We start from the raw sequence: 26,042 nt of genomic DNA, 5'->3' as shown, positions 1-26,042 counted from the left end.
ACCTGCCGGATTACTCCGTACGGGTGACAGCGGGCGCCATCGCTGCGACAGCGGCACCAGTCGTTTGCGGCGCCTGTGCGGCGGGTCCCGCTTCCCGGGCGGCGAAATACAGCCAGAGCATCTGACGCCCCTTCACGGCGGAGAGCCACTCGGGCACCATCGACCTCATCGCCTCTACACATAAGGGCGCCTGATGGAGGCTCCGGGGAGACCCTGCGTAACCCCCCGGGTACGCAGTAGGTTCGGGATCAGAACGCGCGCGGCCACGTGGCCGCGCGCGTTCTGGACGAGATGAGGGGAGAACCGTGCGTCGTGGAGACGAATTCGCCGGCCGTTATGTCCTCAAAGAGGTCATCGGCGCCGGGCGGAGCGGTGATGTGTGGCTGGCCCACGACAAGACGGTCGGGCAGGACGTCGCGCTGAAACCGGAGCGGATCGAGGGCGACCGCGAGACCGCGGTACGGCGGCTGCTGGGTGAGCCGCGCGCCATGGCCAAGTTCCGCGATCATCCCCACGTCGTGACGCTGTTCGATGTCGTGACCGTGCCGCAGGACAGCGACGGGGAAAGCGACGGGCGCGGGGAGGACACGTACTGGTTCATCATGGAGTACGTGCCCGGCGGCGGCCTGGACCGGCAGCCGCCGATGTCGCCCCAGCGGGCCGCCCGCATCGGTGCCGAGCTCGCCGACGCGCTCACCGCCCTGCACGAGGCGGGCATCGTGCACTGCGACATCAAGCCCGCGAACATCGGCCTCACCGGGCGCGGCACCGCGAAGCTGCTGGACTTCGGCGCCGCCCACCGGTCCGGCGGCACCGAGACCGTCACGGCCAACGGTCCGTCCAGCTTCACTCCGGCCTACGCCGCCCCCGAGCTGGCCCGAGGGAACATTCCTCGGCCGGAGTCGGACGTGTTCTGCCTGGGCGCCACGCTGTACGCGCTGGTCACCGGCTCGCCGCCGCGCGGCAACGTGTCGGACGGGGACGATGAGCACAGGCAGGAAGGAGGAGGCGACGGGGAGGACACCGAGCGTCTGACGCACTGGAAGGCCGAACGGGGCGTCGTCGAGATGGACGCCGAGGCTGTGGGACCGCTGTTTCCCGTACTCACCTCCATGCTCCAGCGCGATCCACGGCACCGTCCCGCGCCGGCCGAGGTGAAGCGGCTCCTGGCGGCCATCGCCGGGCCGGAGCGGGATGACGACGAGCAGACCCTGAATGACAGTGACAAGCCGGCCGGGCATGGGCGGCGGCGCTGGCCACTGCTCGCCGCGGCCCTCGGCGTCAGTGCCGCCTTGGCCCTGACCCTTGTCTTCGTGCCCGATGACGACGGCGAGACGCATGACACCGACCAGGCCGGCCAGGGCCGGCTCACCGACGAGGCCTCGAACGGCTCGGGCAAGAGCTCGGGGCAGTCGCTGATCGGCGATCCCCACACCGCCGACCTGTGCAAGCTGGCCGACCCCACTGCGCTCGGGCGGTTCGGCGAGGCCCAAGTAGACGTGGATTACGGGAACTTCGATCGCTGCGACGTGCTCCTCCGCACCGACGAGGAGACCCGTATCGATGTGTCGCTGGACCTCCAGCCGGGCTCACGCCCCGAGTCGTCGCAACCCGCCACGACCGTCGGGAAGATCGGCATCCTGGAGGAAGAGCGGCAGGACGACGAGTGCGGGCTGAAGCTGGTGCCTGAGGGCGATTCCGGCGGCTTTCTCGTCGAGATTCGCGTCAACGTGGGTGACGGCACCGTGACCGGTGGCAGGGCGACGCTGTGCGGGGTCGCCGACTCGGCCGCCCAGAGCGCGGCCGCCGTGCTGAACCGGGGCCCGATCCCCCGCCGCCCCCAGGCCTACCCGAAAGACTCGCTGGCCTGGTCGAACGCCTGTGATCTGCTCGACACCAAAGCGCTGTCCGTGGTCCCCGGCGTCAAAGCAGGCGCGCCGGAGGACATCGATGTCGCCAAGTGGCGCTGCGAGTGGTCGAGCGACGACGATCTGGAGACGGAGGTGAGCTTCTTCCGTGACCAGCCCAAGACCGAGGCGGACGGCGATCCGATCCGGCTCAGCGGCTACGACGCCATCGTCGAGGCCGAGGACGACACCTGCTCGGTCTTCGTCGAGTACCGCCCGTACAGCGGCACGAACGCCGAACCAGCCGCCGAGATGCTCCGCCTGCGGGTCGACGGCCAACGCCCCAGCGGCGAACTCCGCTCGATGGCCACGTCCCTCGCCAGGTCGGCCGCCGCGAAGCTGCCTCCGCGCTGACGGCAGGCAGGCCCCGCCGACGGGACCCGCGCGGCCGGTACACGGAACGACGTACCGGCCGCAGGCGCGTGTGGTCACACCCCGCGGCACTCATCAACTGTCTACGCGCGGGCGTTTGTTCGCTCAGGTTTTCGGATTCCCGCTCGCAGGGTTTCGCATTCTTCACATCTGCGAGCGGATGATGAATTGCGTCAGAGATTGCGTACGCGCGCGGCTACGCCATGTCCGATCAACAGGTAGATCACAGCAGGCAGGCCGTAATTGAGGAGGACGCGAAGCCCTTCTGTGTCCATCGTGAAAATGTCCTGTGACCACCATGCCAGCCAGTCGGCAGTGTCTTCCACGAACTCGACGAAGACGTTCGCCTGGTTGGCCTCGAGCAGGTAGAGCAGGATCCACAGACCCAGGAACAGGGCCGCTACGTCCGCGACGGTGTGGATGGCGAGTGCTGCTCGCCGCGCCGCGGAGCCGTCTCTCCTCCTTTCCTGACGGTGGTTGCGGACCTGATTCTGGTCGTATTGCTGACTTTCGGGTACGGGTTCGAAGTTACTCACGGGGATTCCCATCTGATGGGTGCACAATTCTCGGCCGCGGACGCGTGCGGGGCACTTTCCGTGCCTTATGGAAACTGCGCCGCGTCCGGATTACGCGTTACACAGCGGGCGCGATACGCCCGATATCGGCGGTTACGGGTATTCGCCGGCCGCCGGCATTGAGCGCTCGGATACGAGACTCACAGAAGCACCGCCACCACGGCGTCCGTGACCTCCGTCACGGGACCATCAGCGCGGATGCATGCAGGAATCGCTATATGTTAATGTCACCATGTGTTGCCGCGACCAGAGCCATCGGGCAACGCCAGGCACAACGCAAGGAGCCCTCATGACCAGCGCCACCGACCACCTCACCCACGAGAACCACACGCACACCCACGGCACAGACTGCGGCCACGTCGCCATCCCGCACGGCGACCACACCGACTACGCCCACGACGGCCACATCCACCGGGCCCACGGCGACCACATCGACGAGTGCAACGGCGCGGGCCACGCCGTCCACGAAGGACACGACCACCAGCATGGCGAGGGCTGCGGCCACGTCGCCGTGCCGCACGACGGCCACACCGACTACGTGCACGACGGCCACCGTCACGCCGCCCACGAGGGGCACTGGGACGACCACTGACCGCCGATGCCGAGTGATGCCAGGTCGGACAGACCGCGCACCGAATCGGAAACTATTGTCACATGCTAATGTCTGCATATGGCAATGACTTCCCCTCCCCCGGCGAGCGAGCCGACGGACACGCTCCAGGCCGCCAGTGAGCTGCTGCGAGCCCTGGCCTCGCCCGTGCGCCTCGGCATCGTGCGCGAGCTGTCCACCGGCGGGAAGTACGTCCACGAACTGGTCGCCACCCTGGGCGTGAGCCAGCCTCTGGTGTCCCAGCACCTGAGGGTGCTGCGCACCTCGCGGATCGTCACCGCCCGGCGCCAGGCCCGCGAGACCCAGTACAGCCTGACCGACGATCACGTGGCGCACATCGTGCTGGACGCCATCCGGCACGCGCAGGAGTAGCGCCGGCCTTCACGGCCCGTACGACACCCATGGCCGCCCGGCTTCCCGCCGGGCGGCCATCGTCATGTCCGGGCTCGCACGTCACGGACGGCGTGCCACATCGAGGGTCGGCCGTCAGCTCCTTCCCACACCGGCTGCCCGCTGCCAGGCCGTCTCCCGCAGCAGGCGCAGTCCGTTCAGGCCGACGATGATGGTCGAGCCCTCGTGGCCCGCGACGCCGAGGGGCAGCGGCAGGGTGCCGGCCAGGTCCCAGATGACGAGTCCGGCGATGAACACCCCGGCGATGACGAGGTTCTGGACGACCAGCTCCCGGGCGCGGCGGGAGAGGGCGACGGTGGTGGGGACCGCGGCGAGTTCATCGCGGACGATCACGGCGTCGGCGGTCTCCAGGGCGAGGTCGGAGCCCGCCCGGCCCATGGCGATACCGGTGTGGGCGGCGGCCAGGGCGGGCGCGTCGTTGACGCCGTCCCCGACGACCATCACCTTGCGGCCCGCGGCCTCCCTCTCCTTGACCGCGCTCAGCTTGTCCTGGGGCAGCAGTCCGGCGCGTACGTCGTCGATGCCGGCCTCGGCGGCGAGGTGGGCGGCTGCCCGGGCGTTGTCGCCGGTGAGCAGGGTCGGAGCGTTGCCGGTCAGTTTGGTGAGGGAGACGACGGTGGCGGCGGCGTCCGGGCGCAGCCGGTCCGCGATGCCGAGCACTCCGGCAGGGAGCCCGTCGACCATGACCAGGACCGCGGTACGGCCGGAGTCCTCGAGCTCCTCGGCCATCGCGGTGATCGGGTTCCCGGCATCGTCCAGCAGGCGGGCCGGGGCGCCCACCGCGACCGTGCGTCCGTCGGCGACGGCCTGTACTCCGACGCCGGGTGCGGATGCGAAGTCCTCCGTGGCGGGCAGGTCGAGGCCGCGTTCGCGGGCCGCGTCCACGACGGCTCGGGCCAGCGGATGCTCGCTCGGGTGCTCGGCTGCCGCGGCGAGCAGCAGCAACTCGTCCTCGTCCAGGCCGGATTGGGGCAGCGCCCGTACATCGGTGACCCGCGGGGTGCCTTCGGTCAGCGTGCCCGTCTTGTCGAGGGCGACCGTGTCCACCTGGCCGAGCCGCTCCATCACCACGGCCGACTTGACCAGTACGCCGTGCCGTCCGGCGTTGGCGATCGCGGAGAGCAGCGGCGGCATGGTGGCCAGTACGACCGCGCACGGCGAGGCCACGATCATGAAGGTCATGGCCCGCAGGAGTGCGTCGTCGAGTGCGGCGCCGAAGGCGAGCGGTACGAGGAAGACGGCGAGGGTGGCGGCCACCATGCCCAGCGAGTAACGCTGTTCGACCTTCTCGATGAACAGCTGGGTGGGCGCCTTCGTCTCGGACGCCTCCTCCACCATCCGTACGATCCGGGCGATCACCGAGTCGGAGGCGTCGCGCTCGACGCGGACCCACAGGGCTCCGGTGCCGTTGAGGGTGCCCGCGAAGACCTCGCCCCCGGGCTCCTTCGGCGCGGGGAGCGGTTCGCCGGTGATGGTCGCCTGGTCGACCTCGCTCGCTCCGTCCAGTACGCGGCCGTCCGCGCCGACGCGCTCTCCGGGGCGTACGAGGATGGTGTCGCCGACCGTCAACTCCTCGACGGGGACGGCCTGTTCACCGCCGTCCGGAGTCAGCCGGGTGGCGGTGGAGGGGGCCAGGTCGAGCAGACCGCGGACCGAGTCGGCGGTGCGGGCGGTGGCCAGTGCCTCCAGCGCACCGGACGTCGCGAAGATGACGATCAGCAGGGCGCCGTCCATCACCTGCCCGATCGAGGCCGCACCGAGGGCGGCGACGATCATCAGCAGGTCGACGTCGAGGGTCTTCTCCTTGAGCGCCTTCAGCCCCTCCCAGCCCGGTTCCCAGCCACCGGTGACGTACGCCAGCGCGTAGAGCGGGCCCCAGGTCCAGGCGGGGGCGCCGGTCAGCTGGAGGGGCAGCGCGAGCAGGAAGAGCGCGGTGGCCGCGGCGGCCCAGCGGGCCTCGGGGAGCGCCAGGATGCGGGTGCGCCGCCGGGGCGCGGTTCCGGCGCGCGCGGATCCGGCCCGGTCGACCGACGGCGGGGCGAGCGTGGACGTCATCACTGTCCTTCGTGAGGGGCGCATGAGGGCGTACGGGCAGACGGGCAGACGGCGGTTCCCGGTGCTGCGCCCTCACCATACAGGATCACATGAAGAGCCATTCATGTCTTCATGTCCGCACTCTCCACCCCCTGGCGTCACTAAGGTCACTCCAGACCCACAGACACGCCGAGAGCGAGATTTCCGACAGGCAGTGACAGCGCGTAGTGCGAGGGAGGAGGCACGGGCATGGCTCGGGGCGACGAGTCCGACGAGTACGGCGACACCGAGGCCGACGGCGGCGCGCAGGTCCCCCAGCACGCGATGCCGCCGGAGCAGGAGGACCTCTCTTCGGTGTCCGACGCGCGGCTGACCGATCTGCTGCGCGCCGACGCCCGGACCGCGCGCCCCGCCTGGCGCGAGCTGCGCAGCCGACACCGGCCCGCGGTCCTCGCGTACGCCCGGCTGTGCACCGTCGACGAGTCGGCGGCCCATCGGATCACGGCGACGGCCTTCACCCACGCGGCCCGCGAGACGGCGCGCGGTCTCGAGCCGCCCACCCCCTGGCGGCATCAACTCCTGCTGCTGGCCTGCCGGGTGGCCGTCGAGTGGTCCGCCGACGAACGTGCCGCCCGCCTGGACCCGGGTCTGCTCGTCGCCCTGCGCGAGGCGGACGCGGGCGCCGACGGACCCGTCCCGCCGATGCTCGCCGCGTTCCTGACGCTGCCCACGCGGGTGCAGGGCCTGGTCTGGTACGGCGTCGTGGACCAGGAGTCCGAGGCCGACACCGCCCGCTTTCTGGGCGTCGCGCCCGAGGACGTGGCGCACGGCATGCAAGGCGCGTTCCAGGACCTGTGCCAGTCCGTACTCACCACGCGCCTCGCCGGTTCCGACGATCCGGACTGCCAGGATTTTCATCGTCTGATCGAGGAGGCGGTACGCCCCGAGCGCCCTCGCCGCAGCGCGGACCTGGACGCCCATATGGGCGGCTGCCCGCACTGTGCCACCGGGTACGAGGAGTTGGCGGCCCTCCGTGACACTCCGCGCGCGGCTCTGGCCGAGGGGCTGCTGCCCTGGGGCGGCACGGCCTACGCCGTGAGCGGCGGGGCGGTCGGCGAGGCGCGGCAGGAAGTGCGTACGACGGCGGGGCAGGGCGAGCGTTCGGCGGCCCGGTGGAGTTGGTCGGCGTGGTGGCCGTCCCGCCGCGTCGCGATCGTCTCGGCCGCGCTCGGTGTCGCTCTCGCACCGCTGCTGGTCTATCTGCTGACGCAGGGCGACTCGGGATCGCAGGAGTCGGCCGGCGCTGTGGACACGCCGACACGGCCACCCTCGGCGACGGTGACGTCGACGTTCTCCCCGCCGCCGACCCTGTCTGCCACGGCCCAGTCCCCGTCCCCCGAGCCGACGAAGCCGTCGCGCTCGGCGTCACCGAGCCCGACACCCACGCCCAAACCAACTCCCACGCCGACGCCGACCCGTTCGAAGCCCCCGACGGCCGAGCCACCGGACGGCACTTTCGCCCAGGTGGTGAACGTCGACTCGGGCCTGTGCCTGGACGTCGAGGGCGGCGACTTCGACCTCGGTACGGACGTCATCGCCGCCGACTGCTCCTCGTCGCGCACCCAGCGCTGGAGGGTCGACGCCGCCAGCGGCGCCATCCAGTCGTTCGCCGACCCGGACTTCTGCCTGGACAGCCGCGGCTCCGACGACGACGGGCTCGGCATCTGGACCTGCGAATCCCTCGACAGCAGCAACGGCGAAAACCTTCGGTTCGCCGTGGACGCCACGGGTGTCATCCGCCCGGTCATCGCCCCCGACCACGCTGTGACCCCGGCCGGCGGCGAGGACCTGGACATCGAACCGGCAGACGGAGACGACGACCAGCGCTGGAGGGCGGGGGCCGGGATCTCCTGACGCCGGCTGTCCTCCCGTACCTCCTGATCCTGATTGATCCGTCGTGCGGTGGAGACCCGTACAGCCATCAGCGCAGGGTTCGTCGGAGACGGCCGATCGCATCGAGATTGCGGCGGCGGTGTGCGGAAAGGGAGCAGCAGTGGCGCAGAACGCGGATGACGCCGCTCTCGACGGGCGGCGGTCGGCTCCTGAGCTGCATCTGGCGGGCGGTGCGGCCATGGGGAGCCGTCCGCCCGATGAGCGTGCCGGGCAGCTTCCGCCCGACCGCCACCAGGCGATCCTGGAGGCGACCAAGCAGGTCGCCGCCCTCCTGAAGAGGCAAGGGCACGACTTCGCTCTCGCTGGGAGTGTCGCCGTGTACGCGCACGGCGGGGAAGGCAGCCTCCAGCACGATGCCGACTTCTGTATCAAGCCCGAGGACGCCGAAGCGGTCGCCGCCACGCTGGAGGACGCCGGCCTGACGGTGTACGCGCCTCCCGAGGACTGGCTGCTGAAGGCCAAGTGCCTCGGGCAGGACGTGGACCTGATCTTCGGGCTGGCCCATGAGCCGGTCAGCGGCGAGTTGCTCGGCAGGGCGCAGGAGCTGTCGGTGGACTCCGTACAGATGCCCGTGTTGGCACCCACCGACCTGTTGCGGAGTCTGCTCGCCGCCTTCTCCGAGCACCACTGCGATTTCGGCGCCGTCCTGCCGATCGCCCGGCTGCTGCGCGAGAAAGTCGACTGGTTGCGGATCCGCCGCGAGTTCGGGGACGTACCCATGCCGGCCGCTTTTCTGTACTTGCTGGAGCGCCTGGACGTCATCGCACCGCAGGGAGGAGATCAATGAACGCCCATGCCGGGAACGCCGAGCGGGCCGAGAACAACGTCGAGTACCGCATCGCCCATCTGCAGGAGCGGCTCGCCGCCGGGGAACTGGGCGAACTCGGTATGCGCGTCGAGCCGCGGGGATCGGCCGTGGCGGTCATGGGCACCGTGCCCACCGCGCACTGCCGGGAGGAATTGCTGCGCGCCGTGGACGAGGAACTGGCCGGACTCGCCGTCCACTACGACATCGTCGTGGCCGAGGCCGCGGCTCCCGATCACCCGGAGGAGGTGGCATGATCCGCGTCGCGGCCGTCGGGGACATTCATATGGGGCTGGACAGCCAGGGCCTGCTCAGGCCTGCTTTCGACACGCTGCCCGACTGTGCCGACCTGCTGCTCCTCGCCGGTGACCTGACCCGGCACGGCACGCCGGAGGAGGCGCGGGTGGTCGCCGAGGAGGTGACCGGTCTGCCGGTACCGGTCGTCGCCGTGCTCGGCAATCACGACCACCACGACGAGAAGCCGGAGGAGGTCGCCGCCGTTCTGAACGCGGCGGGTGTGCGGGTTCTCGAGGGGCAGGGCATGGTCGTCGAGGTCGACGGCGCCCGTGTCGGCGTCGCCGGTACGAAGGGCTTCGGTGGCGGGTTCGTCGGCCGCAGTGGCAGTGAGTTCGGCGAACCGCTGATGAAGGAGTTCATCCGGTACACGCGCCGCTGCGCCGATGGTCTGCGTACGGCGCTGGACGAACTGGCCGGGCAGGGCTGCGGGACGCGGGTGGCGCTCACGCACTTCTCCCCCGTGCCGGACACGCTGGCCGGTGAGCCCCCGGAGATCTATCCGTTCCTCGGCAGCTATCTGCTGGCCGAGGCGATCGACACGGCGGGCGCGGACCTGGCCGTCCACGGACACGCCCACGCCGGTACGGAACACGGGATGACCAGCGGCGGTGTCCCGGTCCGCAATGTCGCGCAGCCGGTCATCCGCAGGGCGTTCAGCGTGTACCACCTGCACGGCCACGAGGCGCCGACGACGGCTTCCGCCTCCGCCGGCGCCGTCGGCTGAGCAGGCGCCGGCCGGGCGTTAGCTCTCCCCCGGCGGGGGCACCCGGACGCCGAGTGGGGTCCTGACCAGGGGCCGCCGCACCTTGACGGAGGTACTGGAGGTACTGGACATGGCACACGAGGGAAACGTCATCACCGAGCTGGTGACCGACCACCGGGAGGTCGAGGAGCTCTTCGGCCGGATCGAGGCACTGCCGCCCGGCGACAAGGACCGCAAGCTCTACGCAGATCAGGCCACCATGGAGCTCGTACGGCACTCGGTGGCCGAGGAGGAGTACCTCTACCCGGCCGTGCGGCAGTACCTGCCGGGCGGGGACACCTTGGCCGACAAGGAGATCGAGGACCATTCCAAGGCCGAGCAGATCATGAAGGACCTGGAGAGCTGCGAGGCGAGCGATGCCGAGTTCGACCGGCTCATCGGCATGCTCATGAACGAGGTCCGCTCGCACATCGCCGATGAGGAGGAGAACCTCTTCCCCATGCTGCGCGACACGGCTACCGCCGAGGCGCTCGACGAGCTGGGCAACAAGGTCCGGCAGGCGAAGAAGCTGGCGCCGACGCGTCCGCACCCCTCCGCACCGGCCAAACCCCCGGCCAACAAGCTCCTGGCGCCCGGAGCCGGACTGGTCGACCGCGTACGCGACGTGCTGACGGGTCGCGGGAAGAAGGCCTGACGGCGAGGTGGTCCGGCGGCTGCCGAGGTGAGCAAGGCTGTCTTCGGCGGCCAACGACCGACTTCCGTCCATGACGGCAGGGGCCGTGTGCCCCGGCCTTGGTCGCCCCCTGTTTCAGGCGCTCAGCGCCTGCCCCGGCCGCAGTCGGTCGAAGAGGTCCGCGAAGTGCAGCTCGGCTATCGGCGCGAGGAGGTCGGGGTGGCGCAGCAGCGCAGCCGCCCGCCGGTCGCGGTCGTCGGGTGCGGTCAGGCGGCGGAACTCGGCCGGAGCCGAGACCGTGTGGCTGGAGTCGGCGAGCGCGGACACCGCCTGCCCGGCCAGCAGCGGGTCGGTGAGCAGGCAGGCCGCCCAACTCGCCACCACCTCGTCCACCCACGTCCGCCACGCGTACCCGTCCGCGTCGTCGGCCGCGGCCCCCTCCGCTCCCGTGACCCAGTCGAGCCGGTCGGCGCCTCCGGGGCCCGCCACGCCGACGAGCGCGGCGTCCATCGGCGTCGGATAGCGCAGCCACGCCGCGACGGTCACGGCCTGCCGGGCCTGCGCCTCGCAGAGCGCGGCGTCCAGCGCACCGCCGCCCGGCGGATACGCACACGTCAGCCACTGAGCGGTCGCCGCTATGACCGGGGAGAGTTCTGCGTGCACGGGCCGTCCGCAATCACCGGGGGTGGGGAGCAGAACAGTAGCCCGCCGCTCGCCCGGGAGAAATGGCCCAGGTCACGAAAGCGACGTCGGCTCCCCCACATCGCCGACCCGAAGCGTCACCGCCGCCGGGGCGGCGGATCGTGACGTATGCGGTGATCTGCTACGAGGCGTCGCCGGTCCGGCCGTGATCTCCCTTGCCCTCCCGGCGTCTTCGCCGGACAGCCGGTGCTGTGTTGAGGGATGGTGGAGGAAGACGAAGGTGATGCCGGAGGACAGCGTGGCCGCGATAAGAGTGGGAGAGTCGGCGCGTGGAACGGTGTGCCGCGAGGACCTAAGGCGGTGCGAGGGATGAGCGCAGCCGGATCTCCCGTGACCCAGGGTGACGAGCCCGTTCGCGGGCCGGTGCAGCCGAGCGGGCTGCTCGATGTGCTGGGCGTGGCCTCGGTGGTGCTCAACACCAAGGGGCGCGTCGTGCTGTGGAGCCCGCAGGCCGAGGAACTGTTCGGCTACACGGCGCAGGAGGCGCTCGGCGAGTACGCGGCCCGGCTGATGGTCCACGAGCAGCACGCCGATCTCGTCGTCAAGCTGTTCGCCGACGTCATGCTCACCGGTGAGGGCTGGGCCGGAGCCTTCCCCGTACGGCGCAAGGACGGCACCACGCGCCTCGTGGAGTTCCGGAACATGCGGCTGTTGGACGACCGCGGTTCCGTGTACGCCCTCGGTCTCGCCGCCGATCAGTCGACCGTGCGCCGGCTGGAGCGGGACGTGGCGCTGTCGGCGCGGATGGTCTCGCAGTCGCCGATCGGCCTGTCCGTTCTGGACACGGATCTGCGGTATGTGTCGGTCAACCCGGCGATGGAGCGCATCAACGGCGTCGCCGCGAAGGAGCACATCGGCCGGACGGTCCCCGAGGTCCTGCCGTCTGTCGACGCCGACGCCCTGGAGGCCGCGGCGCGCCAGGTGCTGGACACCGGCGTCCCGCTCATCGAGCAGCACACCGTCGGCCGTACCCCGGCCGATCCTGACGAGGACCACGCCTGGTCGCTCTCGTTCTACCGGCTGGAGGACTCCCTCGGTACGGTGCTGGGCGTGGCCACGTCGGTCGTGGACGTCACCGAGCGGCACCGGGCGAACATCGAGGCCGAGGCCGCGCGACGGCGCCTGGCCGTCATCGCCGACGCCACGACCCGTATCGGCACCACGCTGGAACTGGACCGTACCGCCCATGAGTTGGCGGATGTGGCCGTTCCGGAACTCGCCGACGTCGCGGCCGTGGATCTGCTCGAAGCGGTGATGGAGGGCCGCCCCAGCGTTCTCCGGCCGGCTCAGCCGGCGGTGATCCGGGCGCTGGCCGTCCAGGCGGACCATGTCAGCGAAGCGCTCGGGGCGGCCGACCCCGCCGGGCAGGTCGCCCGCTATGAGCCCGATCGGCTCGTCACCCAGTGCGTACGGACGGGTCTTCCGGTCATGGTGGCGCGGGTGGAGGACAGCGACCTGGTCCGCATAGCCCGCGATCCGGAGTCGGCGGCGCTGCTGGCGCGGGCAGGCGTCCACTCGTATCTGGCGGTGCCGCTGATCGCGCGCGGCGAAGTGCTCGGCGCCCTCGAGCTCAAGCGGACCCGCAACCCGCGGCCGTTCGGCGAGGACGACCTCCTGCTCGCCCGGGAGCTGGCCGCCCGTGCGGCGGTACAGATCGACAACGCGCGCTGGTACCAGAACGCCCGCAACACCGCCGTCACCCTCCAGCGCAGCCTGCTGCCCAGCCATCCGCCCGAGACGACCGGGCTCGAAGTCGCCTCCCGCTACCAGCCCGCGGGTGCGGTCGGTGAGGTCGGCGGCGACTGGTTCGACGTGCTTCCCCTGGACGGCGGCAAGACCGCGCTGGTCGTGGGTGACGTGATGGGCAGCGGCATCAACGCCGCCGCGACCATGGGCCGGCTGCGTACCGCGACCAGCACCCTGGCCGCGCTCGATCTGGATCCCGCCCGGCTCCTGGAGCACCTCGACAAGATCACCGAGGGCCTGGACCACTACATCGCCACCTGTGTGTACGCCGTGCACGATCCCCATGAGCGGCAGTGCAGTTTCGCCAACGCAGGGCACCTGCCGCCCGCGCTCGTCCGGGCCGGCCACCGCCCGAAGCTGCTCGAACTGCCCACCGGGGCACCGCTGGGCGTGGGCGGCGTCCCCTTCTCGACCACCACCGTCGACCTCCACCCCGGCGACCAGCTCGTGTTCTACACGGACGGTCTCGTCGAGACCCGCCAGCACACCCTCGACGAACGCCTCGACACGCTCCTGAGCCTCCTCGACGACCCCACCCGCCCCCTGGAAGACGTCTGCGACCTCCTCCTGAGCACCCTGCACCACCCCGACAACCACGACGACGTGGCCCTGCTCATCGCCCGCGCCCAGAAGCAGACGTAACGGTTCACCTGCTCCCGAACACCCGTGGCGTAAAGGGGCGTTGACAGTGTCCGGCGATCCGGGTCACGGTGATGACTCGTCGTGCCGGGAGGTCGTCGTCCATGGCTGTGTCGTCCGCACCTCGTCCCACCGCACCTCGCAGCGATGCCGAACTCGTCGAACGTATACGGGCGTTACAGCCCCTCATCCGCGAACACGCCCTGCGCACCGAGCAGCAGAGGCGGGTGACGAGTGAGGTCGTCACGGCGCTGACGGAGGCCGGGATCCACCGGATGAACGTGCCGAAGCGGTATGGCGGTTACCAGTCGAGCCTGCGGACCCAGGTGGACGCGCTGGCCGAGGTCTCGAGCGCATGCGGTTCGGCCGGCTTCATGGCGCTGATCCAGGCCGGGTGCTCGTACATCGCGGCGCTCCTCCCCGACGAGGCACAGGACGAGATCTTCACCAGCCCCGACGTGCGGGTCGGCGGCACCCTCATCCCGGACGCGACGGCGGTCGCGCGGGACGGCGGTTACATCGTCAACGGGACCTCCGGCTTCGCCACCGGGTGCCAGGACGCCGACTGGCATCTGCTGACGGTCCGGGTCGAGTCCGGCGACCAGCGGGACGGGCCGCCCGAGGTGCTGTGGACCGCCGTTCCCCTGGCCGAGTTGGACGTCCTCGACGACTGGCATGTCTCGGGTCTGGCCGGCAGCGGCAGCAACAGTGTCGTCGCCCGCGACGTCTTCGTCCCCGCGCATCGCGTGCTGCCGGTCGGGCCGCTGCTCGGCGGCGCCTTCCCATCGAAGACCAATGCCGAGGACCCCTTCTACCGCATGCCGGTGCTCATGCTGTTCTGCGCGTGGATCACGCCGGGCGCGCTCGGTGTGGCGCGAGGCGCCCTGGCGGAATTCACCGAGCGGATCCACCGGCGGGGCATCACGTACACCTTCTACGAGCGGCAGAGCGAGGCGGCGGTCACGCATCTGCAGGCCGCCGAGGCGGCGATGAAGATCTCCTGCGCCGAGCTGCTGACCGGCGACATGGTCGCGCTGATCGAGGCCAGGGCGGACGGCGGCGATCCGTACGCGCTCGAAGAACGGGCGAGGATCCGGGCGCAGAGCGGCTATGTGACGCGGCTGTGCAAGGAGGCCGTCGATCTGATCGGCTCCGCCTCCGGTGCCTCGTCCCTGCACCGGGAGGTGCCCATCCAGCGGGCCGTGCGCGATCTGCACGCGCTGAGCTTGCATTCCTTCGTGAACCCGGCCACCAACCTGGAGCTGTACGGCCGGGTCCTGTCCGGGCTCGACGCGGGAACTCCCTTCCTCTGACGGCTACTTCACCGTCACCGGCTGGTCGTCCCGCAATTGTGCGAACAGCTGCCGCGCCTGGCGCATGTCCCACTTCACCGCGACGCCCTGGGGTGACCTGAATGCCGGGTCGGCGACGGGGACGTTGATCTGGCGCCCGTTGCCCGCCGTGACCTTGCGCATCGCCTGGAACAGGTCCACGAGATCCGGCAGGCTTGTGTCCTTGTCCACGATGAGGGTGTTGAGGCCCGCGTCGGCGGTCGGTAAGACCCTGGTCGGGTTGAGGAGCGTCTGGCGGTTGACCGCCTTCTTGGCGAGCGCGGCGAGGAACTTCTGCTGGTTCTGGGTACGGCCCAGGTCGCCCTGGGCTTCTTGCTTGCGCTGCCGTACGAACGCCAGTGCCTCGGCGCCGTTCAGGGTCTGGCAGCCCTTCTGCAGGTTCGCGCCCGAGTCCTTGTCCTTGATGGCGCGGTCCAGGCACATGTCGACGCCGCCGACCGCGTCCACGATCCCGACGAAGCCCGCGAAGCCGATCTCCGCGTAGTGGTCGATGTGCAGGCCCGTGTTGCGCTCGATGGTCTGCACGAGCAGTTCGGGGCCGCCCAGGGAGAACGACGCGTTCAGCTTGTTCGCCCCGCGATAGTTCCGGCCGTTCTCGGGGCGGACGAACGACGGGAGGGTCACCCACGAGTCGCGTGGCAGGCTCATCATCGTGGTGCCGTTGGCGCCGGTGTGCAGCAGGATCATCGAGTCGGTGCGGCGACCCTCGGTCGAGCCGGCCCGCAGATCCTGCCTGGCCTGCTCGGACAGACCCTCGCGGCTGTCCGAGCCCACGATCAGATAGTTGGTCCCCTTGCCCCGCGCGGGTCGCTCCGGGAGCGCGCCCAGGTCGACCTCCTTGGTGAGCTCGGTGTCGGCCCACACGTACGCGCCGACAGGAGAGACGAGCATGACGGCGAGTCCGACGATCGCCACCCGCACGGTCCGCTTACGCCGGGCGGGGCGGCGCCTGGATCTGCCGCCGCTGTCGGGAACCCTGCCTCTGCGGGATCTGGCGCGGTGCCGGTGGGGCTGGTGCTCGGCGTCCATACGGCCCGCGCCGGCGGACGACGGCATACCGGGCAGGGGCGCGGTGCGCCACGGGGGCGGGGCCGGGTTCCCGTCCGTCACCGGCGCCCGGTCGCCCCGCGCCGGATCCGGCCGGGCGCTCCCGTCCCAGCCGCCGTCTCTCCAGCCACCCCCGTCGTTGTCCGGCAGACGGTCAGTCCACTCGCTCATCGGTCTGTCCAGTCCTCACGCCATCTCGCTCACCTCGTGGTCAGGCTCTTATACGAGTCAGCGCCGCCGATCTGTTCAGCGGCCGAGCCGGAACGCCGCATGCGATGCCATTTGAGCCGGCTGCCGAACAGCAGGGCGACCAGGGACTGGATGACGACCAGGTACGTCAGCTGCCGGTACACGAAGAGCTGGAACGGCATCGACCACAGGGCCCGCACCTTCTCGCCGTCGAGCTTCAACGCGTAATGGGCGCAGACCAGTTGGGCGCCCACGAAGCTGAACCACACGGCGGCCGCCAGCCAGGAGTCGAGGAACAGCACCGCGTACAGGGCGAACACGTCGATGACCGGGGCGAGCAGCGGAAGGATGACCTGGAACAGCGCGATGTAGGTGAGTCCGCGGCGGCCGAAGCGCCCTGACACTCCCCGGTCCAGGACGGCACCGCGGTGCTTCCACATGGCCTGGATCGTGCCGTAGCACCAGCGGTAGCGCTGCCGCCACAACTGGCCCAGCGAGGTGGGCACTTCGGTCCAGGCGACGGCGGACTCCTCGTAGAGCACCCGCCAGCCCGCCCGCCACAGCGCCATCGTGAGGTCGGTGTCCTCGGCGAGGGTGTCCTCGCTGACTCCTCCGACACTCACCAGCGCGTCCCGGCGGTAGGCGCCGATGGCTCCGGGGACCGTGGTCATGCACTCCAGGACCTCGAACATCCGGCGGTCGAGGTTGAAGCCGAAGCAGTACTCCAGGTGCTGCCACTTCGCCAGCAGGCGGCGCCGGTTGCCGACCTTGGCGTTGCCGCTGACGGCGCCGACGGCGGGGTGGGCCAGCGACTGGATGAGCCGGCCGATGGCGTCCGGTTCGAAGACGGTGTCGGCGTCGACCATGACCACGATGTCGTGCCGTGTGTGTGCGAGCCCGGTGTTGAGGGCGGCCGCCTTGCCCTCGTTCACCTTGCGGATCACCTGCACGCGCGGATCGCCGATCCCCTCGGCGATGTCCGCCGTACGGTCCGTCGAGCCGTCGTCGATCACGATGATCTGCAACTGCCGGTGGGTGGAGGCCAGCAGGGACAGGACGGTGGACTCGATGCCGGCCTCTTCGTTGTACGCGGGCACCAGCACCGTCACCGGTTCGGTCACCTCCGGCAGCCAGGGCGCGCCGGGGCGGGAGCTCTCGAGGCGGCGGACATGTTTCCGGGCGAAGTAGGCGAGCAGTGCGAGGCGCAGCAGTCCGAGGGTGCCCGCGATCCCGAGTACCCAGCTCATGGCGCTGGAGAAGGCGTCCCCGAGCTTGGTCACCCAGGTCAGGAAGGTGCCCTGCCATCGCTCGACGGTGGTCACGGGCTCGTACGGGTCAAGGCGCATCCCGTCCGACACAGTCGTGAAGCGGTCCACGTTGCGGTTCTTCAGGAGCTTCTTCGTCTCCCCGTAGGCGAGCGACGTCTGGCTGAACTGCCGGACCAGGCCCTGCCTCGCCTTCCGGGTCTCCGGGTCGGCGGCGACCAGTACGTAACCCCGTTCGGCGGCCTTCTGCGCCGCCTGCCACTCGCGGCCGCACAGCGTGTCCGGCGTGGTGGTCCGCGGCAGCCGCAGCAGCATCGGGCGTTGACCCGCGGTGCTCGCCAACGCGCTCTCGGTCAGGCCGAGTTCCGCCGAGAAGCGGGTGGGCGACGACTCGCCCATGACGGCGCCGGTGTACGTGTTCGAGGCGATCTCATGGCCCTCGGCGCGAATCCGCCGCACCAGCTCGGGGTAGCGCGCGGCATCGGTGCCGAAGAGGAAGAAGGTGGCGCGTGCCCGGTGTTGCCGCAGCAGGTCGAGGAAGCGCGGGGTCCAGACGGGGTTGGGGCCGCCGTCGAAGGTCAGGGCCACGGTGCGGGCGGGCATCCTGGCGGTCTGGACGCCGCCCCGGTTGATGCCGATGACGGGTCCGCCGCTTGCTACGGCGTCCGGTGCGGGCGAGGTGCAGGGGGTGCGGGCCTTCGCCTCATCGACCTCGTGGCTGGTCCAGCCCTGGAAGAACAGGACCGCGGCCATCAGGGGCAGGACGAGGAGGAGTAACCACCAATGGCCGCGCGGGTCGCGGGACTCCTTGTGGCGCGCTGTCAAGAGACCTCAGCTCCCTTCGCGACGTCCCGGACCTCTCTTCCTCTCTCCGCGCGCGGTGGGCGGCTGGACGGTGTCTTCCGCTGACTGGTGGGGGTGGCCTCGCACATGGTGGGCGAGTGTAGCCACAGGCCCCGGTTGGATGGCCATAACACCGGTCGCCTCGTGTGGAGACGTACCGCACACGTAGGTTGGGGCGCACAAGTTGAGCAACCGAGCCTGAATCGGCGTATGGAAGGTGGAGGGAAATCCGCCCGCGAAGCCCCTCCACGCTGGAGGTATCCCACCCGTGACCCTCACCAAGGAGGCCCCGCCCCGGGGCGATCGGCGCGATGGGGACGAGCCGCGGGGGTCGCGGGTCGACTCGTCGCTCGTCCTGATCATGCTGCTGCTCGTGGTGGTGGCGCTGCAGGGGCCGATCCGCGAGGCCGTGTCCACGCCGGTGATGCAGAGCTGGATGACGGTGTTCGTCGCGGTGATGGTGCAGGCCCTGCCGTTCCTCGTGCTCGGCGTCCTGCTGTCGGCGGTCATCGCGGTGTTCGTCCCGGCGTCGTTCTTCGCCCGCGCGCTGCCGAAACGGCCAGCCCTGGCGGTGCCGGTCGCCGGGATGGGCGGGGCGGTGCTGCCCGGCTGTGAGTGCGCTTCCGTGCCGGTGGCCGGGGCGCTGGTGCGCCGGGGGGTGGCGCCCGCGGCGGCGTTCACGTTCCTGCTGTCCGCTCCGGCGATCAACCCGATCGTGCTGACCGCCACCGCCGTCGCCTTTCCCGGCAAGCCGGAGATGGTCCTCGCCCGGTTCGTGGCGAGTCTGCTGGTGGCGTGCGCGATGGGCTGGCTGTGGCAGCGGCTCGGCCGTACCGACTGGCTGCGCCCGCCGGCCCGCCCCGAGTCCGAGGGCCTGGGCAAGGGGGCGGCGTTCTGGGGGTCCGTACGGCATGACGTGATGCACGCGGGCGGTTTCCTCGTCGTCGGCGCGATGGCCGCGGCCACGCTGAAGGCCGTGGTTCCGGCGAGCTGGCTGCAGGCCACGGCCGACAACCCCGTCCTCGCGGTGCTCGCCCTGGCGGTCCTCGCGGTGCTGTTGTCGATCTGCTCGGAGGCGGACGCGTTCGTGGCCGCGTCGTTGTCGCAGTTCTCGCTCACGGCGCGGCTGGCGTTCCTCGTGGTCGGGCCGATGATCGACCTGAAGCTGTTCGCCATGCAGGCGGGCACGTTCGGCCGTGGCTTCGCGCTGCGGTTCGCCCCGGCGACCTTCGCCCTGGGCGTGCTGATGTCGGTCCTGGTCGGGGCGGTGCTGCTGTGAGCCGGCAGGCACAGGCAGCGGTGCTGTTCCTCATCGGCGGGGCGCTGCTGCACGCGAGCTTCACCGATCTCTACCTGCGGTACGTCAAAGCCGGGCTGCGTCCGCTGCTGCTCGTGGCCGGCGTCGTCCTGATCGTGGCGGCCGTCGCCACCGTCTGGTACGAACTACGACGGCCGCGCGCGGCCGAGAAGCAGGCCGCGGAGAACGAGTCCGGGACCGAGCACCATGACGGGCACGGTCACGCCCACCGCGAACCGCGCGTTGCCTGGCTCCTCGCCCTGCCCATCCTCGCGCTCATCCTGGTCGCCCCGCCCGCCCTCGGCTCCTACAGCGCCATGCGCACCGGGACGGCCCTGCAGAAACCGTGGGGCTTCGAAGACCTTCCGGCGGGCGATCCTTTGCGGATGAGCCTGGTCGACTACGCCGGCCGCGCGGCCTACGACCAGGGACGCTCCCTCCACGACCGGCAGGTCAAGATCACCGGCTTCGTCGCCCTCGACCGGGGCGGTACGCCGTACCTGGTCCGCATGTCGCTCAACTGCTGCGCCGCCGACGGCCAGCCCGTCAAGGTAGGACTGGCCGGAAAGACTCCCCCCGTCCTCCAGCCCGACACCTGGCTCGAAGTCACCGGCACCTACACCGGCAAACGGGCCGAGGACCCGGTCAACGACGGCGTCATCCCCTTCATCAAGGTCACCAAAGCGACTCCGGTCCCGGCCCCGCGCGACCCGTACGACGAGGGCGGCGGCTGAGCGCCGCGTCACCGGCCCCACCGCGGGCTCGCGGTGCCACGGGCGACGGCGGTGCGCTCGTCCCACCGCGACGAGTCGTCCCACCGCAAGGTGTACGTGCGCCCTTCGACGCCCCATTCACCGGCCGGAGGCTTCAGCCCGGCGTCGATCGCCCGCAGTGTGGGCCGCCCGATATGCGCGTACACCAGTCGCCGCACCCGGTACCGCACGGCCTGCTCACTGACGTTCCGTACGCACATATGGCCGCCCACGCCGCCCCGGAAGCGTATCGGCCGGTCCCAGGCGGCGGCCTCCGCGAACATCAGGTCCGCCCGCTCTGCCCAGCGCGGGAACTCCCAGAACTCCGGCGCCCAGGCCACCACCAGGGCGCCCGCCTCGATGCGGTAGCCGTACGCGGGATGCGAGGTGTGCGCCACCGGGCAGCAGCGGACCCGTACGCCACCGAGTTCCAGGTCACCGGCCCGCATCGATACGCCACGCGCGACCGCGAGCCGCCGCAGTTCGGACCGCAGCTCCGCCTGCTCGTCGGTGACCAGCCAGGCGTCGAGCCGTCCGGGCGGTGGCTCGGCCCCGGGCCCGCCGTCGAAGGCCACCCGGTGCCCGGGGCACCGCAGCAGCAGACCGGCCGGGGCGAACCGCGGCGAGTTCATCGCGCCCACGCCGAGGAGGGTCAGCCGCAGCAGGTGGTTCATCGACCGTGCTCCGTCCTCGTCGTTCCGCGCGCGGCAGCCGGGTGTACGAGGGTGAGTGCGCCGTCGGCGTCCAGGGTGATGCGGACCGAGTCGCTGACCCGGTCGAGGGTCGTACGCAGCCAGGCCCGGTCCTCGTCCGTGGCGGGTTCCAGCCGCATCCGCCGGACCCGCAGCGGCACGATGCGCAGTCCGGCCAGCCGTCCGCTGTCCGTCTCCACCGAAACGAAGTAGGCGAGCCGGAGGTCGTCGCGGTACCGCTCGTAGCCCGAGATCCCTTCGTAGTCGTCGATGAAGTCGCCGCAGCCGTAGAGGATCAGCCGGTCGCGGTACACCTCGATGGTGCGGGGGTGGTGCGAGGAGTGCCCGTGTACGACGTCGACGCCGCCGTCCACCAGGGCGCGTGCGAAGCGGATGTGGTCGCGGGGGATGCGATACCCCCAGTTGGAGCCCCAGTGCACGGAGACGACCGTAATGTCACCGGGCAGCTTCTCCTGCCGTACCCGCCGGACCGTCTCGGCGGCAGCGGCGGCCGACGGCTCGACGACATGGGCGACACCCGGCACGTAGTCGGTGGCCGCCCAACTCGGCGGGACGCCGCTGGACTCCATCCCGAGGGCGAACACCAGCACACGTGCCGTCCGACTGACGGTGACCGTCGCGGGCGCGTGCGCCTCGTCGGCGTTGCGCCCCGCTCCGACCGCCCGCAGACCCGCCCGGTACAGCGAGTGAAGCGTTTCCTCGAGACCCAGGTGGCCGAAGTCCAGCACATGGTTGTTGGCCAGGACGCAGACGTCGGGCCGGGCCACGGCCAGGGCCGGCATGTTGGCCGGGTGCATCCGGTAGTGGATCTCCTTGCCCGGCTCGAAGGTGTCGCTGCGGGTGACGGCCGTCTCCAGGTTCACGATCCTGGCGTCCAGGGCGGCCTCCTCCAGCACCCGGAGCGCTTCGCCCCAGAGGTAGGAGGGCTCGACCGGCGCGGGGATCGGGCCGTTCACGGCCTCGGCCGTCCCGACGTAGGAGCGGGCGTCCTGAACGTAGCCTTCGCGCAGTGTCGGATCACCGGGATGCGGAAGGATCTGGTCGACGCCGCGCCCGAGCATCACATCGCCGCAGAGGAACAGCGTCACGACGCCGCCGCCCATGTCTCCAGCGTACGGAAATCGATTGACGGGTGAAGGGCGGGAACGGTCGTATGGCGCTCGGCCACAGCCTCACTCCAGGAAGGTGCACATGGGCGCCGGGATCAGCACAGACGCCATCGACACGTCCCTTGTACGTCGGCTGATCGCGGCGCAGTTTCCGCAGTGGGCGGATCTTCCGGTCGCCCGGGTCGAGTCCGCCGGTACGGCCAACGCCATGTTCCGGCTCGGCGAGGACATGGCCGTGCGGCTGCCCCGTGTCGAAGGGGCGGCGGGCGATGTGGAGAAGGAGCAGCAGTGGCTGCCCCGGCTCGCGCCCTCGCTTCCGGTCGCCGTTCCGGTACCGCTGGTCAAGGGCATGCCCGACGGGGACTATCCGTGGCCGTGGGCCGTCTACCGGTGGCTCAACGGCGAGACCCCGGTCGCCGGGCATATCGCCGATCCCGGCCAACTCGCCAAGGATCTGGCCGAGTTCGTGGCCGCATTGCGCCGGATCGATCCCGAGGGCGGGCCTGACTCGTACCGAAGCGAGCCCTTGGCCGCGCGTGACACGACGACGCGTGCCGCGATCGGGGAACTGCGCGAAGTCGTCGACGCCGACGCGGCGACCGCCGTATGGGAGGCGGCGTTGGGTGCCCCCGCGTGGCCCGGTCCGGCGGTCTGGATTCACGCGGACCTGCAGCCGGGGAACGTACTGATCGCCGACGGGCGGCTCAGCGCCGTGATCGACTTCGGCTGCCTGGGCCTGGGCGATCCGGCGGTCGATCTGATCGCGGCCTGGTATGTGCTCCCCGCCCAAGCGCGCGGCGTCTTCCGCTCCGCTCTGGAGCGCGATGACGCCGCCTGGGAGCGGGGCCGCGGCTGGGCACTGTCGATCGCGCTCGACGAACTGCGCTATTACCGGGAGACGAATCCAGTCATGGCGACCATCGCACGACGCGTCATCCACGGGGTTCTCAACGATGCCGATCACGATGCCAATCCCGCTCCCGATCCCCATCACGGTCACGGTCACGGTGGATGACGCCGCCTTGCAGTGCCGCCTCCTCCTGTGATCACTGGTACTTGATGCTCGAGGAGCTGTAGCGGCAGTGAGTGCCGTCCGCCCCGCTGCCGAGTTTCGTCGGTTCGTCGCCGGATTCGTTGCCCTGGAAGCGTTCGCAGATGTCGATCTCCCCGCCGACGACGGTGATGCCGGACAGTTCGGCGGTGTCGCCGTAGTTGGCGTTGACGCCGACCAGCGACTGGCCACCGTCGGTCGCCCTCACGTTGCTGACGATGACATGGCGCTCGTACTGGGTGTCGCAGTTGCCGCAGGACCGGTAGAGCTTGCCGAAGTCCTCGACCTGGAAGTTCTTGATCGTCACGGTGCCGGCGCCATTGTGCTGGAAGACCTTGTCGTCGGCGTACCTCGCGCCGCCGCCGTCGATGGCGTACCTGGCCGAGGCCGACGTGCCCTTGAAGGTGGCGGCGTCCTCGCCGACGTCCTCCCACCACACGTTCTGCAGGGTGCAACTGCCCAGGCAGTGAATGCCGTCGGCGGCCGGGGCCCCCAGGATGACGTTCTTCAGCACGGCGCCGTCGGCCAGCTCGAACAGGGCGTCCTGGTCCTCGCCCTGGCCGCCGCCGCCCAGTGCGCCCGAACCGGAGTAGCGCTTCATACCGCCGTCGTAGCTGACCGAGACCTCGATGGTGGCGGACACCGGCTCGCCCGCCGGGGCGTTCGGCCATGCGCCGAGGGCGGCGCCCTGGGAAGGCGTACGGGGTCGGGTCGCCGAGGCTTTGGGGGTGGCACGCTTGCTCGGCGACGCCGAGGGCGAGCCTGAGGGGGACGGGGATGCCGAGGGTGACGCGGACGACCGCGATGTCGTGGGCGTAGGAGCCACGTCGGACACCGCATTCAGACGCCAGCTCTTGCTGCTCGCCGCGTCACAGGAGTCCTGTTGCGCCAGGGCGTCCACGAGGTTGAGGCACTTGCCGCTGTTGGCGTTCACGAGGTGGTACGTCTCGCCGACCTCGGTCGCCTTCCAGACCTGTGAGGTGCCGTCGCCGCACGTCTGCTGCTGTACGGCCGTGCCGCCCGACTTCGACGCACTCTTCACGTCGACGCACAGCCCGCCGGACGCGGACTTCACCCTGAACCCCTCGCCGGACTCGGCGAGTTGCCAGGTCTGCCCCGCCTCGCCGTCACACGCCGCTCCGCCCAGCCGCGTGCCGCTCGACGGATCGGTCAGGCATGTACCGTCGCGGTCGTTCACGAGCTGGTACGTCCCGGCGTCGGGTCCGGACGCGGAGTCCGACATGAGTACCCCTGCGACGATCGCGCCGCAGGTCAGGGTCGCGGCCAGCGCGATGATCAGCGCGTTTCTTCGGCGCTTCGACTGCTTTCGCCGCGGCCCGCGATGGGCTGCTCTCTTACCCACGTCGTTGCTGTCCTTCAAGGGTGTGCAGTTTCGAGTTGGTCCCGCACCCCTCGGTCGCCAGCAGCCGCACAAAGGTTGCCGTCCGTGGCCGAAATCTTACGGTGGCCGCTGCGCGGCATTCGTACGGGTCCGCTACGCGGCCGCTCCCAGGCGCTCGACGAGGTCGTACCAGCCGGCCTCGAGTCGCTCCATGGACATCCCTCGCTCGGTGAGCAGGTGGTCGGCGAGGAGGGTGGAGAGATAGCCGAGCAGTGTGTGCGCGATGAGTTCGATGTCGCCGGGGGCCTTCAACTGCCGTAGCAATAGGGCGAGATGGCCGAGCCTGAGGTGGTTCGCCGGGCTGAGGTAATGGCGGGCCAGATCCGCGTGGGCGGCCACGTAGAGGTCGCGGTGGGCGCGTTCATGGCGGAGGACGGCCGGGCCGAAGGCGCGCAGGCGCTCGGCGGCGGGCGCGTCAGGACCCAGCGGCGGCGGACCCATGAGGAAGGCCGCCTGCAGCTGCTGCTCGTGGTGGTCCAGGAGGGCGAGCATGAGCCCGGCGCGGTCGCCGAACCGCCGGAAGACGGTGCCCTTGCCGACCTTGGCGGCGGTGGCGACGGCCTCCATGCTCACGTTGCCGATCCCGCGCTCGGCGGCGAGTTCGGCGGCCACTTCCAGCAGGCGGGTGCGGTTGCGTGCGGCGTCGGCCCGCAGCCGGGGCTGCTCCTCGGTCTGAGTGAGGGTGAGATCCACCTGCCCGGAGGGTGGTTCCGCCTGGGCCGGAAGGAGGGGGAGCGGCTCGGTCATGCCTTCAGCCTACCGCCGCGGGAATAGAAGGGGACCGCGGTCCGGTTAGCCGGGAACAGAACTGGACCGCAGTCCGGTTAAGTGATACAACATTCAACGGACCACGGTCCGCTTGTTCCGGCCCACTCTCTTCTGGAGTTCCACCCCATGTCTGTTCGCATCCTCGCCCTCGTCGGCAGCCTTCGCGCCGGTTCGCACAACCGTCAGCTCGCCGAGACGGCCGTCAAGCACGCTCCCACCGGTGTCGAGATCACGCTCTTCGAGGGCCTGGCCGAGGTGCCGTTCTACAACGAGGACATCGACGTCGAGGGCAGCGTGCCCGAGGCCGCCGCCCGGCTGCGTGCCGCGGCCGGCCAGGTCGACGGCTTCCTGCTGTTCTCGCCGGAGTACAACGGCACCATTCCCGCCGTGCTGAAGAACGCGATCGACTGGCTGTCCCGCCCGTACGGCGCCGGTGCGCTCTCCGGCAAGCCCGTCGCCGTGGTCGGCACCGCCTTCGGCCAGTACGGCGGCGTGTGGGCGCAGGATGAGGCCCGCAAGTCCCTGGGCATCGCCGGCGCCTCGGTCCTGGAGGACGCCAAGCTCTCCATCCCCGGCTCGGTCACCCGCTTCGCGGAGACCCACCCCTCCGACGACACCGAGGTGGTCACCGGCCTGACCGAGGTCATCCAGCAGCTCTCCCAGGCGACGCCCTCCGCGGCCTGACCCCGGCAGCCGGTCCTCGCCCCCGCCGCCCTTACCCGTCCCATACCAAGGGGCTCCGCCCCTGGACCCCGCTGGGGGCTTACGCCCCCAGACCCCCTTCGGGGCTCCGCCCCGGACCCCGTTACGGGGGCCAGCCCCCGCAC

The 26,042-nt window shown here is 70.6% G+C and carries 23 protein-coding genes and 1 pseudogene; 14 read left to right on the top strand and 10 right to left on the bottom strand.

What is annotated here, in order from left to right:
• Positions 1-305 precede the first annotated feature (305 nt).
• Complete coding sequence (locus G6048_RS26315) at positions 306-2,261, top strand: serine/threonine-protein kinase (protein WP_165342063.1); 1,956 nt, start codon at positions 306-308, stop codon at positions 2,259-2,261.
• A 191-nt stretch (positions 2,262-2,452) separates the two neighbouring features.
• On the opposite strand, the gene G6048_RS26310 is transcribed toward G6048_RS26315, so the two are convergent.
• Positions 2,453-2,815 carry a hypothetical protein gene (locus tag G6048_RS26310; RefSeq protein ID WP_165342062.1) on the bottom strand — a complete coding sequence of 121 codons (363 nt, stop codon included), beginning with the start codon at positions 2,813-2,815 and terminating at the stop codon, positions 2,453-2,455.
• Positions 2,816-3,143: 328 nt separating this feature from the next.
• Here G6048_RS26310 and G6048_RS26305 point away from each other — a divergent pair, with 328 nt between their 5' ends.
• Both G6048_RS26305 and G6048_RS26300 read left to right on the top strand, forming a co-directional pair.
• Positions 3,144-3,446, top strand: a complete 303-nt coding sequence (locus G6048_RS26305; RefSeq protein ID WP_165342061.1) for a hypothetical protein — start codon at positions 3,144-3,146, stop codon at positions 3,444-3,446.
• A gap of 78 nt (positions 3,447-3,524) precedes the next feature.
• A complete protein-coding gene (locus G6048_RS26300; RefSeq protein WP_165342060.1) occupies positions 3,525-3,836 on the top strand; it encodes an ArsR/SmtB family transcription factor in 312 nt (103 codons plus the stop codon).
• Positions 3,837-3,950: 114 nt separating this feature from the next.
• On the opposite strand, the gene G6048_RS26295 is transcribed toward G6048_RS26300, so the two are convergent.
• A complete protein-coding gene (locus G6048_RS26295; RefSeq protein WP_165342059.1) occupies positions 3,951-5,930 on the bottom strand; it encodes a heavy metal translocating P-type ATPase in 1,980 nt (659 codons plus the stop codon).
• 228 nt (positions 5,931-6,158) lie between these two features.
• Here G6048_RS26295 and G6048_RS26290 point away from each other — a divergent pair, with 228 nt between their 5' ends.
• From G6048_RS26290 to G6048_RS26270, 5 genes are all read left to right on the top strand, one after another.
• On the top strand, positions 6,159-7,823 hold the full coding sequence (locus G6048_RS26290; RefSeq protein ID WP_165342058.1) for an RICIN domain-containing protein: 1,665 nt from the start codon (positions 6,159-6,161) through the stop codon (positions 7,821-7,823).
• Between the two features lie 139 nt (positions 7,824-7,962).
• Positions 7,963-8,649: a nucleotidyltransferase family protein gene (locus G6048_RS26285; protein ID WP_328826999.1), complete on the top strand. Its 687-nt coding sequence runs from the start codon at positions 7,963-7,965 to the stop codon at positions 8,647-8,649.
• The gene (locus G6048_RS26280; RefSeq protein WP_165342057.1) at positions 8,646-8,924 is read left to right on the top strand and encodes a hypothetical protein; all 279 of its coding nucleotides are present in this window, start codon (positions 8,646-8,648) and stop codon (positions 8,922-8,924) included. The genes G6048_RS26285 and G6048_RS26280 overlap by 4 nt, the downstream gene beginning before the upstream one ends.
• Positions 8,921-9,688 (top strand): metallophosphoesterase family protein, encoded by a 768-nt coding sequence (locus G6048_RS26275; RefSeq protein ID WP_165342056.1) that lies wholly within the window; start codon positions 8,921-8,923, stop codon positions 9,686-9,688. The genes G6048_RS26280 and G6048_RS26275 overlap by 4 nt, the downstream gene beginning before the upstream one ends.
• A 109-nt stretch (positions 9,689-9,797) precedes the next feature.
• A complete protein-coding gene (locus G6048_RS26270) occupies positions 9,798-10,361 on the top strand; it encodes a hemerythrin domain-containing protein (RefSeq protein ID WP_165342055.1) in 564 nt (187 codons plus the stop codon).
• Between the two features lie 114 nt (positions 10,362-10,475).
• Here the strand turns inward: G6048_RS26270 and G6048_RS26265 are convergent, their stop codons facing one another.
• Positions 10,476-11,003 (bottom strand): hypothetical protein, encoded by a 528-nt coding sequence (locus G6048_RS26265; protein WP_165342054.1) that lies wholly within the window; start codon positions 11,001-11,003, stop codon positions 10,476-10,478.
• A gap of 348 nt (positions 11,004-11,351) precedes the next feature.
• On the opposite strand from G6048_RS26265, the gene G6048_RS26260 reads away from it, so the two are divergent.
• Together G6048_RS26260 and G6048_RS26255 are read left to right on the top strand one after the other, a co-directional pair.
• Positions 11,352-13,430, top strand: a complete 2,079-nt coding sequence (locus G6048_RS26260; protein ID WP_206342149.1) for a SpoIIE family protein phosphatase — start codon at positions 11,352-11,354, stop codon at positions 13,428-13,430.
• Positions 13,431-13,531: 101 nt separating this feature from the next.
• Positions 13,532-14,740, top strand: coding sequence for an acyl-CoA dehydrogenase family protein (locus G6048_RS26255; RefSeq protein WP_165342053.1), 1,209 nt, complete (start codon positions 13,532-13,534; stop codon positions 14,738-14,740).
• A gap of 3 nt (positions 14,741-14,743) precedes the next feature.
• Here the strand turns inward: G6048_RS26255 and G6048_RS26250 are convergent, their stop codons facing one another.
• Both G6048_RS26250 and G6048_RS26245 read right to left on the bottom strand, forming a co-directional pair.
• Positions 14,744-15,997 (bottom strand): LCP family protein, encoded by a 1,254-nt coding sequence (locus G6048_RS26250; protein ID WP_165342052.1) that lies wholly within the window; start codon positions 15,995-15,997, stop codon positions 14,744-14,746.
• A gap of 29 nt (positions 15,998-16,026) precedes the next feature.
• A complete protein-coding gene (locus G6048_RS26245; RefSeq protein WP_408056175.1) occupies positions 16,027-18,105 on the bottom strand; it encodes a glycosyltransferase in 2,079 nt (692 codons plus the stop codon).
• 286 nt (positions 18,106-18,391) lie between these two features.
• Between G6048_RS26245 and G6048_RS26240 the strand changes: the two genes are divergently transcribed.
• Both G6048_RS26240 and G6048_RS26235 read left to right on the top strand, forming a co-directional pair.
• Positions 18,392-19,402, top strand: a complete 1,011-nt coding sequence (locus G6048_RS26240) for a permease (protein WP_165342051.1) — start codon at positions 18,392-18,394, stop codon at positions 19,400-19,402.
• Entirely contained in the window at positions 19,399-20,154 is a 756-nt protein-coding gene (locus tag G6048_RS26235; protein ID WP_165342050.1) for a TIGR03943 family putative permease subunit, read from the top strand. The genes G6048_RS26240 and G6048_RS26235 overlap by 4 nt, the downstream gene beginning before the upstream one ends.
• An 8-nt stretch (positions 20,155-20,162) precedes the next feature.
• Here the strand turns inward: G6048_RS26235 and G6048_RS26230 are convergent, their stop codons facing one another.
• Entirely contained in the window at positions 20,163-20,846 is a 684-nt protein-coding gene (locus G6048_RS26230; protein ID WP_165342049.1) for an MBL fold metallo-hydrolase, read from the bottom strand.
• Positions 20,843-21,988 (bottom strand): CapA family protein, encoded by a 1,146-nt coding sequence (locus G6048_RS26225; protein ID WP_165342048.1) that lies wholly within the window; start codon positions 21,986-21,988, stop codon positions 20,843-20,845. Before G6048_RS26225 ends, G6048_RS26230 begins: the two co-directional genes overlap by 4 nt.
• Positions 21,989-22,076: 88 nt before the next feature.
• On the opposite strand from G6048_RS26225, the gene G6048_RS26220 reads away from it, so the two are divergent.
• Positions 22,077-23,009 (top strand): aminoglycoside phosphotransferase family protein, encoded by a 933-nt coding sequence (locus G6048_RS26220; RefSeq protein WP_165342047.1) that lies wholly within the window; start codon positions 22,077-22,079, stop codon positions 23,007-23,009.
• Positions 23,010-23,040: 31 nt separating this feature from the next.
• Here the strand turns inward: G6048_RS26220 and G6048_RS51950 are convergent, their stop codons facing one another.
• The 3 genes and pseudogenes from G6048_RS51950 to G6048_RS26210 form a co-directional block, all read right to left on the bottom strand.
• Positions 23,041-23,889: a pectate lyase gene (locus G6048_RS51950; RefSeq protein WP_408056176.1), complete on the bottom strand. Its 849-nt coding sequence runs from the start codon at positions 23,887-23,889 to the stop codon at positions 23,041-23,043.
• A gap of 51 nt (positions 23,890-23,940) precedes the next feature.
• A pseudogene (locus G6048_RS51945) lies at positions 23,941-24,288 on the bottom strand (RICIN domain-containing protein); the annotation flags it as partial.
• A 252-nt stretch (positions 24,289-24,540) separates the two neighbouring features.
• A complete protein-coding gene (locus G6048_RS26210) occupies positions 24,541-25,194 on the bottom strand; it encodes a TetR/AcrR family transcriptional regulator (protein WP_165342046.1) in 654 nt (217 codons plus the stop codon).
• 147 nt (positions 25,195-25,341) lie between these two features.
• On the opposite strand from G6048_RS26210, the gene G6048_RS26205 reads away from it, so the two are divergent.
• Entirely contained in the window at positions 25,342-25,899 is a 558-nt protein-coding gene (locus G6048_RS26205; RefSeq protein ID WP_165342045.1) for an NAD(P)H-dependent oxidoreductase, read from the top strand.
• Positions 25,900-26,042 lie beyond the last annotated feature (143 nt).

Source organism: Streptomyces ureilyticus, from assembly GCF_011045025.1.
Lineage (GTDB): Bacteria > Actinomycetota > Actinomycetes > Streptomycetales > Streptomycetaceae > Streptomyces > Streptomyces ureilyticus.
Note: the sequence above shows the minus strand (reverse complement) of the source record. Positions and strands in the feature narration are given on the sequence as shown.

Bases quoted from the DNA above. Each gene is read 5' to 3' on its own strand.
- G6048_RS26305 (WP_165342061.1), top strand. From the start codon at position 3,144: ATGACCAGCGCCACCGACCACCTCACCCACGAGAACCACACGCACACC.
- G6048_RS26300 (WP_165342060.1), top strand. From the start codon at position 3,525: ATGGCAATGACTTCCCCTCCCCCGGCGAGCGAGCCGACGGACACGCTC.
- G6048_RS26295 (WP_165342059.1), bottom strand. From the start codon at position 5,930: ATGACGTCCACGCTCGCCCCGCCGTCGGTCGACCGGGCCGGATCCGCG.
- G6048_RS26290 (WP_165342058.1), top strand. From the start codon at position 6,159: ATGGCTCGGGGCGACGAGTCCGACGAGTACGGCGACACCGAGGCCGAC.
- G6048_RS26280 (WP_165342057.1), top strand. From the start codon at position 8,646: ATGAACGCCCATGCCGGGAACGCCGAGCGGGCCGAGAACAACGTCGAG.
- G6048_RS26275 (WP_165342056.1), top strand. From the start codon at position 8,921: ATGATCCGCGTCGCGGCCGTCGGGGACATTCATATGGGGCTGGACAGC.
- G6048_RS26270 (WP_165342055.1), top strand. From the start codon at position 9,798: ATGGCACACGAGGGAAACGTCATCACCGAGCTGGTGACCGACCACCGG.
- G6048_RS26260 (WP_206342149.1), top strand. From the start codon at position 11,352: ATGAGCGCAGCCGGATCTCCCGTGACCCAGGGTGACGAGCCCGTTCGC.
- G6048_RS26255 (WP_165342053.1), top strand. From the start codon at position 13,532: ATGGCTGTGTCGTCCGCACCTCGTCCCACCGCACCTCGCAGCGATGCC.
- G6048_RS26250 (WP_165342052.1), bottom strand. From the start codon at position 15,997: ATGAGCGAGTGGACTGACCGTCTGCCGGACAACGACGGGGGTGGCTGG.
- G6048_RS26230 (WP_165342049.1), bottom strand. From the start codon at position 20,846: ATGAACCACCTGCTGCGGCTGACCCTCCTCGGCGTGGGCGCGATGAAC.
- G6048_RS26225 (WP_165342048.1), bottom strand. From the start codon at position 21,988: ATGGGCGGCGGCGTCGTGACGCTGTTCCTCTGCGGCGATGTGATGCTC.
- G6048_RS26220 (WP_165342047.1), top strand. From the start codon at position 22,077: ATGGGCGCCGGGATCAGCACAGACGCCATCGACACGTCCCTTGTACGT.
- G6048_RS26210 (WP_165342046.1), bottom strand. From the start codon at position 25,194: ATGACCGAGCCGCTCCCCCTCCTTCCGGCCCAGGCGGAACCACCCTCC.
- G6048_RS26205 (WP_165342045.1), top strand. From the start codon at position 25,342: ATGTCTGTTCGCATCCTCGCCCTCGTCGGCAGCCTTCGCGCCGGTTCG.